This is a genomic window from Methanobrevibacter sp. TLL-48-HuF1, assembly GCF_023617305.1.
GTDB classification, from domain to species: Archaea; Methanobacteriota; Methanobacteria; order Methanobacteriales; family Methanobacteriaceae; genus Methanocatella; species Methanocatella intestini.
Map to the genome: position 1 here is coordinate 728509 of NZ_CP081485.1, position 19133 is coordinate 747641.

Annotated in this window: 7 protein-coding genes; 2 read left to right on the top strand and 5 right to left on the bottom strand. The window is 31.9% G+C overall.

Translation table 11 applies throughout. The features are described 5' to 3' along the window. Positions 1–2: 2 nt before the first annotated feature. The 3 genes from K4897_RS03620 to K4897_RS03630 all read right to left on the bottom strand — a co-directional run bounded on the left by K4897_RS03620 (position 3) and on the right by K4897_RS03630 (position 2581). Positions 3–1190 (bottom strand): pyridoxal phosphate-dependent aminotransferase, encoded by a 1188-nt coding sequence (locus K4897_RS03620; protein ID WP_250416750.1) that lies wholly within the window; start codon positions 1188–1190, stop codon positions 3–5. Between the two features lie 65 nt (positions 1191–1255). Continuing rightward, entirely contained in the window at positions 1256–1960 is a 705-nt protein-coding gene (gene radB, locus K4897_RS03625; RefSeq protein WP_019265676.1) for a DNA repair and recombination protein RadB, read from the bottom strand. 39 nt (positions 1961–1999) lie between these two features. After that, complete coding sequence (locus K4897_RS03630; protein ID WP_019265677.1) at positions 2000–2581, bottom strand: L-threonylcarbamoyladenylate synthase; 582 nt, start codon at positions 2579–2581, stop codon at positions 2000–2002. A 59-nt stretch (positions 2582–2640) separates the two neighbouring features. Between K4897_RS03630 and pgsA the strand changes: the two genes are divergently transcribed. Both pgsA and K4897_RS03640 read left to right on the top strand, forming a co-directional pair. Continuing rightward, entirely contained in the window at positions 2641–3207 is a 567-nt protein-coding gene (pgsA, locus tag K4897_RS03635; protein WP_019265678.1) for an archaetidylinositol phosphate synthase, read from the top strand. Continuing rightward, complete coding sequence (locus K4897_RS03640; protein WP_004032367.1) at positions 3204–3449, top strand: DUF357 domain-containing protein; 246 nt, start codon at positions 3204–3206, stop codon at positions 3447–3449. Before pgsA ends, K4897_RS03640 begins: the two co-directional genes overlap by 4 nt. Positions 3450–3748: 299 nt before the next feature. Here K4897_RS03640 and fbp read toward each other — a convergent pair whose 3' ends face one another. Next, on the bottom strand, positions 3749–4843 hold the full coding sequence (gene fbp, locus K4897_RS03645; RefSeq protein ID WP_019265680.1) for a fructose-1,6-bisphosphate aldolase/phosphatase: 1095 nt from the start codon (positions 4841–4843) through the stop codon (positions 3749–3751). Positions 4844–5017: 174 nt separating this feature from the next. Next, positions 5018–18862: an Ig-like domain repeat protein gene (locus K4897_RS03650; RefSeq protein ID WP_250416753.1), complete on the bottom strand. Its 13845-nt coding sequence runs from the start codon at positions 18860–18862 to the stop codon at positions 5018–5020. Between the last annotated feature and the right edge of the window lie 271 nt (positions 18863–19133).

The window sequence follows — 19133 nt, forward strand, 5'->3', positions numbered from 1 at the left end:
AATTATTTCCTTAATGCTTCAACAGCTTTAGGGAATTCTTCACAGAATACTTTTACTTGCTCCTCAGGAATGGAATAACTTATACGTAAATAATTATCACCAAATAAATTACTGGTGTATTCTCCTTCCCTTGTGAATATTTTTCTTTTAAGTAAGTAATTTGACATGTCTTTTGGACTTATACCTGCACCAGATAAATCAATTGCCATCATATTAGCTTCAGACGGATAAACCGGTAAAAATACACCATCAATCTCATCAACAACTTCCTTAATTAATTTTTGATTATTGAAAGTGATTGATTTTATTTTATCTTCCCATTCGCTTTTGGATTTTAAACCGGCAATTGCGCCATACTGAGCAATTATATTAACTCCCAAATCATTGACAACAGCATTTTTTAAAACATCAATGATATCTGAAGTTGAAACAACTGCTCCAATCCTAACACCAGCCATTCCAAATATTTTTGAAAAGCTGTAAATAGTCAATGTTTGTTCAGGAGCATAATTTGCAGCCAGATAATGATTTCTTGCAAAATCCTTGTAGGTTACATCATCTAAAAGATAAATATCATTTTCAATAGCTATTTCAGCAAACTCTTTTATTTCTTCTTCAGTATAACCTGAACCTAACGGATTTAACGGATCGATTAAAACTACCATTTTGGTGTTTTCATCCATATTTTCACGAAGAAGTTCAGGAGTTAATTTATAACCGCATTCCTCATTATAAACAGGCACATACCTTACTTCACCTGCAAATCTGTTTGCAAAGTTTCCGATAATTAAATAACCCGGATCAGACATGACTACATTATCCTGCGGTCCCAATAATGCCTGCATACAAAGGTATAATGATTCAGTAGCTCCGGCAGTTAATAAAATATCTGAATTTTCAAAACCTAAATCATCTAAAATTAATTGCTTAAGCTCTGAAAATCCTTCTGGAGGAGGATATTTACAGTATTCTTTAGCTTTAGCGCAACTAGCCATAGCATCAGCTATAATATCACCATGCAAATGATTTGTGTTTTGACCCATCCAAATCATATCTTTATCCATGAATACATCTTCAAAAAAATCATTTGAAGAATCATATCCTTCAGGGGGAACTCTTACAACCTTTTCAAATTTCTTTTTAGGATGTTTTATACTGTCTTCCCCATGACTGCTTAAATTATTTTTCATAAAAATCACATAACAATAAAATTCCAAAGTAATTATTTATTTTAAGTTATTTATAAAATTAATGTTTAAATAATTCCTCTTTCCACTATTTTAAAAGTAACCTGTTTACCTTCACCAATACTTCTATGTCTTTTTAAAGTAGCTATTCTTTTATTGAACTCTTCATTTCGCTCCAGTTGAATTATGGTTTTGCTCCAGTACTGTAAAATAGTTCCACCAACTGCTTTAACAGCATCCTTGTTATCATCATCAAAAGAGCTGTAAATTTGATTAGTCAATACAACTGCAACATCATAATTACGAGCTATTTTAGCTAAAATACCCATCTGTTTACCTAATTCCTTATTAAGCCTTGAAGATTTCATATCATCAACACGATAAAGAGCAACAGCAGAATCCAAAACACATAAATCAACATCATCATGATGTTTTCTAATCCAAAGCTCAATAGTTTTAAGATTTTCATTTTGCTCTAAAAATGAAGTCGGTTCAAAAACAATAATATTATTAACTATTTTGGAAAAATCTTCCCCAGCTATTTGTTTAATCCTGTTAATTGAAATTCCACCTTCAGTATCAACATAAACAACTTTTTTACCCTGTTTAGCTACATTAACTGCCAATACTAAAGCAATATTACTTTTACCAGATCCTGGTGGTCCGAATATTTGAGTAATAGTTCCTTTTTCCACACCACCATTTAATAAATTATCAATGGCAGAATTAGTTGGGATTTTATGATTATCCTCAAAATTAGCTAAGACTTTCATAATATATTATTTGGTTATACAAAGTATATATTTTTAAGCTTACCTTTTAACAAAAACAGGTTCCTCACCAGTCAAATCAATAATTGTTGATGGATTTCCAGATTTTAAAGGACCAACATCAATAATCAAATCAACCTCACAGCCCAATTGTTTTAATATTTCTTCAGGAGTGTCTAATGTATCTTTATTTGACAGATTAGCGCTGGTAGTCGTTATCGGAAAAATTTTAGCTAAGCTACATGCAATCTCACTTTTAGGAACACGAACGCCAACATTAACAGACCCGCTGGTTAAATGTCTTGGAACAATTTTTGACTTTTTTAAAATAAATGTATAAGGTCCAGGCAAGTATTTATCTATAAAATTAAGCTGATTCAGAGAAGCCTTAGAAACTAAAGGAATTGCATCTTTAGAAGAAACTAAAAGAGAAACTGGTTTTAAATAGCTTCTTTTTTTAATATTATAAACTTTTTTAACCGCTTTTCTATTGAAAATATTAGCTCCCAAACCGTAAACAGTATCTGTAGGATATAAAATAACCCCACCGTCAGCTAAAACTTTTACAGCTTCATCAATAACCTTTTTATCTACTTCATTCTGATTAGTTTTTAATATTTTCATTAGATTACCTTAATATTTTATGAACAATTATATATGAGTAAAATCTTTATATATAAATTATGCTTGAAAGTCTACGTCCTTTTTTAACAAAAATATTAAATCCACTAGCTAAACATTTAAATATAAATCCGAATGTCGTAACAGTAATTTCCCCATTTATTGCAATAATTGCTGCTTACGGATTTGCCAATCATTTACTGATTATTGGAACATTGGCTATTTTACTAAGTGGATTTTTAGATGTTGTAGATGGTGCAGTAGCCAGATATCACAACAGAACCTCTAAATTTGGAGCATTTCTTGATTCAACAATGGACAGATTTGCAGATGCAATAATTTACATTGGAATAATCTTCGGAGGTTATTGCGATTGGTTTATTGGTGCCTTAGCTATACATTCAGCTATTACAGTCAGTTATGTTAGAGCTAGAGCAGAGTCTCAGGGAGTTGAATGTAAAGTTGGAATAGCTGAAAGAGCAGTTCGTATGATAATACTAATGATTGGAGCGATTATCGGATATTTAACAAGCCCAATTTACTTTACATACACAATAATGATTTTAGTAATATTATCTTACATTACAGTAGGACAAAGAATATATCACGTATGGAGGCAGCTTAAATGAATGATTTGGAAAGTGCAGAAAAAATAAGTATTGACATCAAGAAATTAGAACGCAATCTGAAACAGGTTGAAGACATAAACTTTGAAGGAAAGGAAAAAGAAGTTTATGACCGAGCTGTTGATTATATGAACGATTCAAAATATTATCTTGAAAAGAAAAAAGATATGCGTACAGCATTTGGATGTATTGAATATAGTCACGGATTATTAGATGCTCTTCGGATGATTCATGGTTTAATTTAAAAGTATTTCTCCAAAACTGATTTAAATAAACAGAATTAACAATTATTTTGAAAAGCATATTATGGTTGTATTTTTAAAGTAGCTAATTGAATATAAGTTCATATAGTTCTAAATGGAAATACACATTTAACTTCAAGAGTATGAAAATACAATATCCAACAATATGTAATGCAAAATACAATACATAATGCAAAATACAATGCCCAACAATATGTAATGCAAAATACAATACATAATGCAAAATACAATAGCTATAAAAAAAAGTAAAAAAAGCAGAGATTAATTAAAATCTCTTAAATTTATTCCATATCTTCGAATCTGTCTTCGAGTTTTGCCATTACACCAGGTAATGAAGTATATTCCATTTCTTCAGCAGGTAATCTGTGAGGTTCAAATGGACCGTGTCTTCTGATGTAGGTAGCAATTCTTGCAGATTCTTCCCTAGTAGGATCAAATGCAGGGTCATCAAATAAGTCAACAGGACCGATTAATTTAGCATCTGATACTTGGAAACCTAAACCAATTACTCTAGGTGGTCCGTCAAATCTAATTGGGTTTGCATCTTGTTCAGATACAGGCATCATAGGACCGTTGTGGGAACCTCTCATCCATCCACTTACCATGTGAGGGAATGCAAATGGTTCTACACATTCACCATTAGCTGGGAAACCTGATTGTGCTCTTACAATAGCTGCAGGGTCATCTTTACCAACATATTCACCAGCCATTAAGTTTAATCTTTCAGTACTGATAGCTGCTGCGATTTCTCCATTTTTCTTCCATACTCTTTTAATTACGTATCTTCCAGTGGAACCAATTAATGCAAGTAAATCGTACATTTCTTCAGGACAGTTTAAGATAACTTTTCTGTGTTCAATTACATCAAATACTTCAAATTTGAATCCGTCGTGTAAACTTGGGTCAATAACAAGACCTGCAGTATTAAATGGATCTGCAAACATTTTAAAAATAGGTAAGTTAAATGCACCAGGTTCGGTTTTGTCACAGCAGTATACTAAAACAGGGTCACTTGGCCTTTCTTTAAATTCCATTTCAGCAACACCTGGACCCATACCTTTAATATTTCCAGAAAAAGTATCAGACAATAAATCCTGACCTGCACCATATAATTTTAATTCACGTGCTCTTTCAGTAGCTTTCATAAAAGCATTGTAAGCAGTTTTGTGAACTTCTTCGTTTTCTTCCCCATTTCTATGAGTCATAATTAAGTCAATGTCGTCTCCACAACGGGAGATATAATAATCAGTTAAAATACCTGTATCCAAAGCTTCTGCTAAAACTTCATCACAAATATCCATTAAATCTGGGTGTGCAACACAATGTCCAGACACACTTCCAATATCAGCTTTAATTACACTAACAGTTGTTTTCATTTAAACACCTCAAAATTGTATATTCTAAAGTTTAGTAGAAAATAAAAAGTTAAGCAACTAGCTTAAAAAATTATTTAATATACATTCATATTTTTAGATTGTATACTATTTAATAATTATGTTTCAAAACGAGTTAAAAAAAGAAAAAAAGTTAAGAAGTTAGATTTTAACTTCTTAAGCTGAAATTGTTATTTTATTTGATGCCCAGCAGTTATCATACGTTGATGTTATGATATATTCACCAGCCATTAATCTGATGTTTAAGCTAGCTACACCATTAGCATTGGTTGTTTTATGATAGAAAACACCGTTTACATTAAAGGTTATGTTTGCACCAGCTAAAGCTTTACCTTGACCATCAACAAGAGTAGCATTAAATGTGCTGCCGTCAAGATACTTCATGGAGAGATCTTGTGCAGTTAATCTTGGTAAAACAGTTATGTTGTTAGCTCTTTCTTCACCGGTTGCCGGGTTGTAAGCTGTTATAACATATGATTTTGGATCTAATCTGATGCCTAAACTAGCTGTACCGTTTTCATCAGTTACGCGAGTGTAGAACACACCATTAATGTTGAATTTTACAGTTGTGTTTGCTAATGCTTTTCCGTTACTGTCTAAGAATTTAGCTACATATTTTGTTCCGTTACAGAAGTATAATGTAGTGTCATTTCCTAATACAGTGTTTTTAACTGTTACTGTTGCATTAGCTGTTGCTTTATCATAATCTTTGGTTCCGTTAAATACAGCATTTACTTTGTATTCGTTAGGAACTAATCCGATACCCATGGAAGCTGTACCGTTTTTATCAGTTGTTTTAGCATAAACTTTGCCGTTTACTGTGAAGTAAACAGTTGCGTTAGCTATTGGGTTTCCAAATGCGTCAACAAGTTTAGCTGTGAGATTTTGAGAACCGCTGAAGTATTTTACAACATCCTCCATTGTTAAGGTGGTTTTAGTGTTTTTATTAACTGTTATTGTTCCGTTAACTATCATGGAGTCGTATTTAGCATCTCCTGTGTAGAAGGTTACTACTTTGTAGGTTCCTTCATCTAAACCAGGAATAATAACTTTAGCAGTGCCGTTAGTGACTGTTCCTTTGTAATCTGTACCGTTTATTGTTACAACTACACTACCGATTCCGTCTTTAGGAACAGTAACAGTAATTGTAGCATTTTCACCTTTAATAATATCTGCAATATCAACAGTCATATTATAATCAGACACTTTAGAAACAGTAAATTTAGTAGAATTCTCCATAGGCATGTATGTATCATCACCATTGTAGAATACACTTACACTGTAAGTTCCATTAGCTAAATTAGGGACAGTTACACTAGCTACACCATATTTAACTATAGCAGTGTAATTTTTACCATTAACGTTTACAGTTACATTTCCAGTAGCATCTTCAGGCAATGCAACACTAATTACAGCATCATCACCTACTTTAATGTCTTTAACATCAACATCCATAGATGAAATAACTAATTTGGAAACAGCAAATGTTGCATTAGCTTGGCTAGCTAAGTATTTATCATTGCCATTAAATTTAGCAACAACATCATAAGAACCAGCAGCTAAATTATAAACAGTTAAAGTACCTTTACCGTCAACAATAGCAACATTATAAATTGCATTACCGACAGTAACAGTAGCTACACCAGAAGTTATTTCAGGAACAGCAATACCAATAACTGCATTTTCACCAACTTTAATGTCATCCACACTAACAGCAGTAGTGGAAGCTAATTTAGATACACTAAATGTAGCATTAGCCATACTAGCTAAATACATATCAGTTTCAGCAAACTTAGCAACAACATCATAAGAACCACTAGCTAAACCAGAAACAGTTAAATATCCTTTACCATCAACAACAGCAACAGTGTAAGATTTACCACCAACAGTAACAGTAACTACTCCTAAATCAACATTAGGAACAGCAATACCAATAACAGCATCATCACCAGCATTAATATCACTAACAGTGACAACAGTTGCAGAAGCTAATTTAGATACACTAAATGTAGCATTAGCTTGGCTAGCTAAATACATATCAGTTTCAGCAAACTTAGCAACAACATCATAAGAACCACTAGCTAAACCAGAAACAGTTAAAATACCTTTACCATCAACAACAGCAACACTATAAATTGCATCACCAACAGTAACACTAACTACACCAGAAGCAATACCCGGAACAGCTATGTTAATAACTGCATTTTCACCAACTTTAATGTCATCCACACTAACATCAACTGCAGAAGCTAATTTAGATACACTAAATGTAGCATTAGCCATACTAGCTAAATACACATCAGTTTCAGCAAACTTAGCAACAACATCATAAGAACCACTAGCTAAACCAGAAACAGTTAAAGATCCTTTACCATCAACAACAGCAACACTATAAATTGCATCACCAACAGTAACACTAACTACTCCTAAATCAACATTAGGAACAGCAATACCAATAACAGCATCATCACCAACTTTAATGTCTTTAACATCAACATCCATAGATGAAATAACTAATTTGGAAACAGCAAATGTAGCATTAGCTTGGCTAGCTAAATACATATCAGTTTCAGCAAACTTAGCAACAACATCATAAGAACCAGCAGCTAAACCAGAAACAGTTAAAGTACCTTTACCGTCAACAATAGCAACATTATAAATTGCATTACCGACAGTAACAGTAGCTACACCAGAAGTTATTTCAGGAACAGCAATACCAATAACTGCATTTTCACCAACTTTAATGTCATCCACACTAACAGCAGTAGTGGAAGCTAATTTAGATACACTAAATGTAGCATTAGCCATACTAGCTAAATACATATCAGTTTCAGCAAACTTAGCAACAACATCATAAGAACCACTAGCTAAACCAGAAACAGTTAAAGATCCTTTACCATCAACAACAGCAACAGTGTAAGATTTACCACCAACAGTAACAGTAACTACTCCTAAATCAACATTAGGAACAGCAATACCAATAACTGCATTTTCACCAACTTTAATGTCATCCACACTAACAGCAGTAGTGGAAGCTAATTTAGATACTTTAAATGTAGCATTAGCCTCACTAGCTAAATACATATCAGTTTCAGCAAACTTAGCAACAACATCATAAGAACCAGCAGCTAAACCAGAAACAGTTAAAGATCCTTTACCGTCAACAACAGCAACACTATAAATTGCATCACCAACAGTAACACTAACTACACCAGAAGCAATACCCGGAACAGCTATGTTAATAACTGCATCTTGTGTTGCATTAATATCACTAACACTTACAGTTGTAGTTGAAGCAATTTTAGACACGGTAAATGTTGTATTAGCTTCACTTGCTGCATACATATCATTACCTTCAAATTTAGCAATCACTGTGTATGTTCCATTTGCTAAATTAGATACTGTTAATGTACCTTTAGTATTGACTATGTTTACATTGTATGTTTTTCCATTAACAATTACACTTACAACTCCAGAATTAACATTTGGAAGAGTTAATCTGATAGTTGCATCTTGACCTACTTTAATATTATTTACATTAATTGCTACTTTTGAAGACAATTTAGCTACATTAAATACTGTAGAATTACTTGATATAGTATATTGTTTATCACCATTGTATTGGGCAAATACAGAGTAATCACCAGGTGTTAAATCACTAACTTTTAAAGTAGCTGTACCATTTTCAATAAATACAAGGTAAGAGTTACCATTTACAAAGAATGTTACAGTTCCGGTTGCACCATCCGTAATATTTGCAGTGATAATTGCATCCTGACCTACTTTAATATCACTTACATTAAGAACAATTGAAGATTCAATTAAACCTAAGTTAAAGAAAGTACTGTTAGAACTTTCAGTAATAAAAGTATTTCCACCATATGCAGTTTCAATGAAATAAGTTCCATTATCTAAATTATCCAAAGTCAAACTAGCAGAACCATCCACAATAGTTACAGTGTATTCTTCACCATTTACTTTAATAGTCATATTTCCAGTAGCTTTTTTATCAATAGTTACATTGATTAAAATTTTTCCAGGTTCTTCAGAAGTAATGTTGAATATTAAATCAGAACTTCTAGGATAGTTGTTTTCAACTACATTATTTTTACCTGCTTTAATTTCAACAGCTGCATCTCCTGCTAAATCACGAGTGATTAAAAAGTTATCAGTTACATTACAATTATTTGCATTTAAGAATGACACTGCATAATGACCATCAACATATACTGTGTTGTTACGTACATCAAATGAACGGTCACCGTACATGTATTGAGCATAACTGATACCATACATATAATTTCCAGAATTGTAAGCTCCTACATTATAAGTGTAAATTGTGTTGTTGTATATTTTTGCATTACCGTTTTGTACTTCAATACCAGATACTAAAGCCCAGCTACCACTAGCAGAAGCTAAACCAGTAACATTAATTAAGTTATTGGCAATGTAAAGTTCAGATGTTCCACCAGTCATACTTGCAAAGTAAATACCTAAGTTTGGACCGTTACTTACACTTGTAATATTGTTTCCAATCATAGATACTTCACATTCTACACCTTGTATTGCATATGCAGTACCTGCAGCATCTTTACCTCCAGCAGTAGACATTTTAAAGTCATTATTGGAAATCATTAAGTTTTTATTGTATCCAATGTTAATTCCATAGAGGTAATTGCTTGTACCTGCAGGAATAACTGTATCAATCATTGAGAAATTATTACCATCAATTACACAGTCTTTAGATCCGACAATAAACATACATTGTAAAGTAGGGAAGCTAGCACTTCCATCATTTGCAGTAGTGTTTACATTGTTTTTGGAAAATGTCACATTAGTACATTCCCTCATTCTAATTGGATTTACAGTATTTACACCCATCATAAAGTATGTATAATCATAATTAGATGCAAATAAATAAGGTAAGACTGCAGTAATATTATTTCCATCAATAAATGAATTGGAAACGCCTTCCATATTAATAGCACATGCAGTTAATGTATCATCTTTAGGACATGCTTCAAAGAAAATATTGCTGTTAACAACATTTAAGTTTGAAACACCATTTGCATTAATTGCAACAGCATCGACACTTTCTTTAATAATATAGCTAATGTTCATATCAGTAATATTCACATTATTTCCAGCTACCAATATGAGAGTTCCACCGTTATCATCACATGAAACATTAGAGACTAAAGTTAATCCGTTTAATACTACATTATCTGAAAGCACAGCAAATGCTATGTTTCTTAATACTGCATTATCACTGGTTATTTTAAGAGGTTTTTCAATTGAAATAAGATTTACAAGATTTGAGAATTCACCTTTAAATACTAATTCATCGAAAGGAACTTCTTTTCTTAATAATCCGTCTTCATCAAAGTAGACAAAGAATGTTTCATTAATTACAACATTTCCATAAACATTAACACTGGAAGTAGCATTACTTAAAGCGTATGATGAATTACTATAAGTTACAGTTATATCATATTTACCTGCAGTTAAATTGGAAATAACTACACTAGCTTTTGAATCTGAGAAAACAAGATCATATTCATTATTATTGATTTTAAGGGTGAATTTTCCAGTTAAATCAGAAACAGTTCCGACAACTACATCAATTATTACATCACTGCCTTCAAATACATCTTTTGCAGTAATTGTAACATTGATAAGTCCGTTTGGAAGATTGTCTTTTATAATGTTTGTATCGACAGTAGAATTAACTGCATTATCACCTATTTTATCTCCAGCAACTAAATAATTATCAGTAATTACATTATTTCCACCAGTTACAAGAATAGTTGTATTACCAGTAGCAAGTACAATGTTATTGTATTTTATTGTGTTATCATTACTTTGAACAGTAAGCATACCTCCAAATGTGGAGTTAATTAATGTAGTATTACCTGCAGCGGATCTAATAATTCCAGCACCACTAACAGTTACATTTTCAATAACTGCATTTTTACCGTTTACAGATAAAGAAGCAGCAGTTACATTAGCTACTTTAACTCCTGCCTGAACTGTTAAAGTTGCAGTTACAATACTATCAGATACAACAGAATTAGAACTGGCAGATATGGATTTTGCAGTGTTGTTATAAGCAACTGAACCTGATCCAACATTTAAAGCACCTGAAACAGTGTTGTTGTAAGCAATAGAATTAGCTGCAATAGTCATACTAGCTCCACCAATTAAAACATTGTCGCAGTAAGTGATGTTGTTAGGAACACCACCAACTGCATTAACAATACCAGCACCAGCATAATTAATTACATTTCCGGCAATTAAATTATTGTTACCAGTAATTCCAATACCGTAACAAAATGCAGAAGTCGGACTTGGACCGGTTATTTTATTATTAATGATTTTATTGTAATCATTACTTAAATCACAGCCTGCATCATTAAAGGTATTCAAGTAAAGTAAATTACCGACATTACCTTCACCGACAATAGTGTTATTTTCAATAGTACAATTTTGAACGTGAGTTAAAACAATACTGCTTGAACCACCATTGTTACTGGTGTAAATATAACTGTTTTTAAGGGTTACATTAGTAGATCCGTGACGTATAGCAGTAGTTCCAACACCAGAACCAACTCTTTTATTTTCAACAATTACACTAATATTATCTAAAACTACATTATGAGCATCATAAATCCAAACCTGAGAGTTATGGAATATAATGTCAGACACATTGGATCCTGAACCACCATTATTGATAGTGAAACAAGAACCAGGATTTTCACCAAGTAAACTACCTGCAGTAGTGTTTAAATCAATGAATGCATCTTTAGTAGATGAAATCATATTAATTGGTTTATTAATAGCCAAATCAAATTTAACATCATCATGACTATAGAATTTACCTCTGAAGTCTAAAGTTGCACCTTCAGGAACATAATCTGCTAAAGTACCGTTAATAAAGTAATCAAAGAATGTTTCATTAGTTACAACACCGTCAAATACTTTGAATATTGTAGAGTTAGTTGAAGGTTTAAAGTTATCATCACCATAATAATTTACAACAACGGTATTAACTCCTGCAACTAAATCAGATACTTTTAAAGTAGCTTTACCATCAGTTAAGCTAACAGTGTAAGTTTTACCACCTACAGTGATATTTACACTACCAGTAGCAGTAGAGTTAAGAGTTACACCTATAACTGCTTCCTTACCTATCCATACATTATTTACATCAATTATAATATCAGAAACAAAAGTCATTGGTTTATTATCTTTAATAATATTATTAGTTCCAGATTTGAATATTGCTGCATCATCACCTTTTAATTCATGTGCATATAATGTATTGCCAATTATTTGAGAGTTTTCAGCAGATTTAATTAATACTGCATATTTTCCTTCAGAATAAATGGTATTATTCTGAATATCAAATTTGTGGTTTCCGCTGGTTGATTGTACATAAGTAATTCCTGCAATATTATTATTATCATTATATTCGTTTACATTTTGAACATAGATAGTGTTATTATATGCTTTAGCTACAGTATCCTGGAATTCCATACCTGAAACTAATGCAAAGTCAGCAGGTCCAGCAAAACCAGTTACATTAATCCAATTGTTCTCAACAGTAATCTCAGTAGTACCATAATAATTTTGTGAGTACACAGCTAAATTAGGACCGTTAGATACAGTGGTTAAATTATTTCCTCTGACTACAAAATTATTATAAGGACCGGTAACCTGTACAGCATAAGCAGCACCTGCACCTTCTTTACCACCAGTAGTATTAAGCAATACACGATTATCTTCTACAGTTACACTATTGGATTCATAAAAATCAAGTGCATAAATATAACTTGAAGTTCCTTTTGGAGTTATTAAATCAGTATGGGAAATAGTATTGTTTTTAATTAACAAATTATTAGCAGTATGAGCAATAAATGCATCGAAAGTAGGGAAATTAGCACCATTTCCTTTAGTCCAAGCAGAATTATCCACTACATTATTAATAATTTTAACATTTTCTGATTTTTCCACACCAATTGCAAATACCAAATCAGTGTCGATACTTCCCCCATGGCTGTAATCAACATCCACTAACGGACAGGAAGTAGTAATTATGTTTGAATCAACAACAGCATTGTTACTTTTTGCTATTTTTATACCTTGAGCAAATACTTTACCGTTAACATTGTTTCCAGTAAAAGTAATTGTACTGTTTACTAATTTAAAGTTATCTGCACCACTAGCATAAACTGCAATTGCATTCTTAGATCCGTCAGTAGCATTATAATCAATAGTAATATTATTTACTGTGACATCACTACCGATAGCATATATAAGAGCGCCATCAGTATCAGCAACATATTCAGTAGCATTTAAAGTTAAGTTATTTAAAACAGTTCCTTGTTCACACATTATTGCAATATTTCTTAATACTGCATTATCACCATTAATAGTAATAGCTCTTGGAACGTAAACAACATTTACACCAAGATCTGAGAATTCGCCTTTGAAGATTAAAGTATCAAAAGTAATACTCTCCAATAAGGTACCGGCATTATCAAAGAAGTTAAAGAATGTGTCATTAGTTACTATATTGGTAGTTGAAGATCCGACATTATAAGTTAAAGTAAGAGTTTCACTATCTGCTTTAACCGGAATAACATTTTCTCCAGAAGTTAAAGTATATAACACAGTTGCTTTTCCATCTTTAACAGTAGCTTTTTCACCATTAATTTCAACATTCCATCCATCAAAGATGTCAGTATCGCCAAGAGTATAATTATTGCCTGCAGCATCACGAAGAGTGTTTAATCCAGCAGTTATACCAATGACTTCACCTGCTTTAAGGCTTTCAGTGAAATTAGAAGTAGCAGTTAAAACAACCCATTTGGATGGAGTTAATTTACCGGTTTTCGGAGAGTTAGTTCCCCACCAGTTGTTATCAATAGTACCTGAAATAGTTCCTATCAATGCATCAAATGTTGTGCCTTCATTACTAATTATAATAGAATCAGAAATATCTGCTTTAAATGTACCCAATAAGCAATAAGCAAATCCTTTATTGACAGTATTATCACCAAATATAGAATAACGTATATTAAGGACATTATCAGAAGATGCACCATAGAATATTGCACCAGAACTTAAAGTATTATTATGAACATAAGAGTCACTTATAGTTAATTCAGTACCTGCAAGACCAATTAAAGCATTACCAGTCATTTTATTATTGGAAATATCTACATTAGATAAATCGATTACAGAACTGCCTGAACCATAAATAACACCATTACCGCTAAAAGTAGAATCATAAATTTTAGAATTATTCATGACTACATTAGCAGCATTAGCATAGATAACACCTACAGTACCACTGTTTGCTCTAAATTCAGAATCAACAATATTTACTGAACCTTTATCAGAATAAACAACAGCACCTTGATTTGCAGTATTTGAATAAGCATTGATTTTATTTAAGTAAACAGAACCGCCTTTGTTATAGATTACACCATAATTGCTGGTTCCACGATTAATTCCAGTAATATTTAAATTAGTTAAATTAAAAGCAATTCCATTAGCTACAGTGAACATAGTTTTAGTGTCCCCTGTAAAGGTAACTTCATTTTCACCAATAATAGCTACATTGAAATTAATAGCTAAATCAGAAACAGTGTAAGTACCATCCATCACATGAATAGTATAACCCGGTTTAACAAGTTCAACAGCTTTTGCAATAGTAGCTACAGGATTAGCCTGACTACCGTCATTTGCATCACTACCACTAGCTGATACCCAAACATCAGTTACAATCTGTTTTGCACTAACATCAATAGTTAAAGTCTGACTACCGGATGTAACAGTAATCTGATCATTGCCGTTTACAGTGTAAGTAACACTAGCTACACCATCAACAGTAGAAATTATATTACCTGCTAAAGTACCATTAACAGCTTCAAAACTAACAGCAACAGATGGAATAGCTTTAGTTAATTCTTTAATTACACCATTTGCATTATAATGATTGAAGTTAACTGTTAAGGTTTTTTTATCACCAACATTGGCATTTTCAATACTTGCAGGATCAACACTCATAACAACCCAGTTAGAAACATCAACATCATCGCATGGTTCATCATCATAATCTAAACCAGCACCAACTAAAGTTGAAGGATTGCTGTTAGTTCCCCACCAGTTGTATTGGGCATTAGCACTTGGTTCACGGCCTTCGTTGTAAATTAATTTATTTGTTCCTTTTCCAAGTAATGCAGAGTAATGTAGAGTTAAGATACCTGAATTGTAAATATCATCACCATGATAACCAGTATTTCCATTGGAAGCAGCATTAGCATCAAAAATGGAAGTTTCAATATTTAATTTACCTTTATTATAAATAGCTCCACCATCTTTATTAGCTTTGTTTCCAATGAATTTGGAATCTTTAATGGTTGCAGTACTTGAATCATATTCAATGTGAATTGCTCCACCATTTCCTACAGTAACTACATTATTTTCAAATGTTGCATTATTAACATTTAAAGTTCCTTTATTAAGCCAAATACCAGCTAATCTAGCAGTATTATCAGATAGTGTAGAGTTAATTACATTTACAGCACCATCATCAATATATAAAAATGCATAAGTAGTTCCTTTAGCAACATTATTACTGGAAATAGTTGTATTGATAATATCAAGATTACCTGAATTAAATATTAATCCGTAACCGTCATTTTCATAAATATTTGAATTAGCAATAGTCATTACACCAGTATTGTATATTGAACTTACAGTAGGAGTACTTCCTGATTTTTGAGTGTTTTTGTAAATGCTTACATTATTTAAGTTTACAGTTCCTTTAAGATTTTGCATAACTCCACCGTAATTATTTAATGCATTGGTAAATGCAACATTGGTGAAGTTAACAATTGTATTCTCATTTATAGTCATGATTTTAGAAGCATTACCATCAATGATAACTTTCCCTGAACCGATCATTGCAAATGATTTAGCTATTGTTAAAGAATTAGCAATATAAGTACCTTCACCTACATGTATTGTGTGACCTTCAGCAACTAACTCAATTGCTTTTGCAATAGTAGCTACAGGACTATCCTGACTACCGTCATTTGCATCACTACCACTAGCAGATACCCAAACATCAGTTACTGGAAGTTTTGCAACAACTTCAATAGTTAAAGTTTGACTACCTGATTTAACAGTAATTTGATCATTGCCATTTACAGTATATGAAACAGCAGCAACACCATCAACAGTAGAAACAAGGTTACTTGTTAAAGTACCATTAACAGCACTAAATTTTACATCAATAGCTGGAAGAGGTTTTGACAAGTCTTTTATAGAACCAAAACTTGAATATTTGTTGAAATTAACAGATATTGTTTTTACATCACCTATTTCAGCATCTGTTACAGTAGTTGGATCTGCACTCATGATTACCCAATTGTTTAATGTTACTGTTGAAGGCACTAAATTTTTAGGAGAATTAGTTCCCCACCAGTTGTAATTAACTGTAGCCACACCAGATGCAGATTCAGCATTAGATATTGCATAGTCTCCTTCAGCAGTGTTATTTAATAAAACTGAATATGAAATGGTTGAATTACTGCCACCGTTTAAGTATAATGCAGCACCTAATTTAGCCTGATTGTTTTTGAAAACAGAATCTGTAACACTGACATTACCGTTTAATGAAGTGTATATTGCTCCTCCCTGACCACCAGTGTATTTTCCAGGATTAGCTTTGTTATTAATAAACATAGATTCTTTTACAATACATTCTCCACCAGAAACAAATAATGCTCCTCCCTGACCAGTATTTGCACTATTACTTTCAAATGTAGAATTAATTATATTAACAATACCTATAGTTGCATCAGATGATTTAGTTGCATAAATAGCTCCACCATATTTAACAGCATTATTTCTAAATACAGTATTGGAGATAGTTGCATTTGCTGAAGTTGTATAAACTATACCATAAGAATTAGAAAATGAAGTCATATCATTATTATAAAACTCAGAATTATCAATAACTAATAATGCATCATTTTGATTGTTTACAACACCTTTGCCTGCAGAATTTTGATAAAATTTAGAATTATTAATATTTAATTTATTTTTATTAGTAATTATAGTTCCAGAATTACCAGTGGCCTTATTTGAATAAAAGTTAGAATTAGAAATGGTTAACTTACCTTCATTTGAAATAGCACCTACAAGAGCAGCATTACCATTTGTGAAAGACAAATTAGTTAAAACAACAGTTGCATCAGCAGTTACTTCCATAATTTTTGAAGCATTACCATCAATTACTGTATTAGCACTACCTTCTAAAGTTAAACTTTTAGAAATGCTTAAAGTTTTATCAATTACATAATTACCATCAGCAATATGAATAATATAACCATCACCAGCAAGTTCAATAGCTTTTGCAATAGTAGCTACAGGACTAGCTTGGCTACCGTCATTATCATCACTACCAGTAGTTGCTACCCAAATATCAGCTGCTGCTTGTTTTGCAACAACATCAATAGTTAAACTTTGACTACCTGACTTAGCAGTGATTTTATCATTAGTTGTAGTAGTGTATGTTACAGTAGCTATACCATCTACACTAGCTACATTATTTTTACTTAAAGTACCACTAACAGCACTAAAGTCAACATTAATTCCAGAAATAGATTGAGCTAAATCTTGAATACTACCAGAAGCATCAGTGTAATGATTGAAGTTAACACTTACATCAATAGCTTTACCACTTTCAGCATTAATAGTAGTTTCAGGAGTACTCATAACTACCCATTTATTTACATTGTCACCAGTGTAAGTATTAGTTCCCCACCAGTTGTAATCTAAATTAACAGTTGGAGCAATTCCAGATGCAATATTTAAATTTTTACTGAATCCATTATTCATAATAGAAGAATAAGTTAAATTAACAATGGAATTTTTAAAAATATAAGCTAATGCACTAGTATCTGCATTACCAAAAGTATTGTTTTCAATTATACAGTTAGTCATATTTAATGCAGTTACAAAATTAGAATAGCCCAAATATAACAAATATTGACCATTAATTCCACTTTCTGTTTTTCCAATTACATTATTGGAAATTACAGTATTGGAAATAGTTAAAGTACCCTTATTTTCTATAAGAGACATCATAGGTCCACTAGCTCCAGTTATACGAGAATTAGTTAAAGTTACAGTTGCATCTTTGTTATCTAAATAAAACACAGTTCTTAAATGTACCGCAGCACCAGTTACAGAATCAGATAATTTAGGATTAATAATAGATATATTATCAAAATTATATTTACCAGTGCCTGAATTATAAACAATAGATCCCCTAGTTACTCCACAGGTCACATCTTTTATTGTAGAATTAATAATATCTGCAACACCTGTTGTGTATAATTGCATTGCACCATATTTAGCACTAATATCCGTAAAAGTACAATTAATTACTTTAAGATTTCCATTACCACCTACTCTTAAACCACAGGAACTGCCACTAACAGATGAAACCCCTGTGAAAACAAGATTAGTGAATTCTAATGTACAATCATTTTCAAGACATTCAAATACATTTGCACCATTACTATTTAATATAACCTTACCTTCACCAATAAAGGATAAAGATTTATTAAGACCTATTTTTCCCTGATTATAAGTTCCTTCTTTAATATGAATAGTAGATCCGCTTTGAGCTAAGTCTACAGCTTTGCTGACACTAGCTACAGGATTAGCCTGACTACCATCATTTGTATCATCACCAGTAGTTGCTACCCACACACCTTCAGATGAAGGATCACCAACTACCTGAGAATCCTCTGAAGTTACCGGATTAGCAAATGCACCATCATCGACAGAAACATCTTCACTAATACTGACAGCATCAGATGAATTCATAACTATCTCATTACTATCTGCTGCACTTACACAAGATATTGAAAATGCCACAATAGCTATGAGAAAGATTATTAAAATTTTCTTATCCATGAGTATCCTCCTTTTTATTTTATTTTGAAAATTTTAAATTTTTAAAGTCTTTATATTATTAAACACCGCCAAAATATCAATTATAACCCCCAATAAGTTAAACCGGATTAAAACCAGTACAACACACATCAATAAATTCAAAATAAATTTATCAAAACTAAACAAATTTTGAATATGATTTATATTTATATTATAAGGACATATTTAAGATTTATCAAATATTTTTGAAAAGTAAAAAATAAGTTACATCAGAATTTAAAAAAAAGAAGAA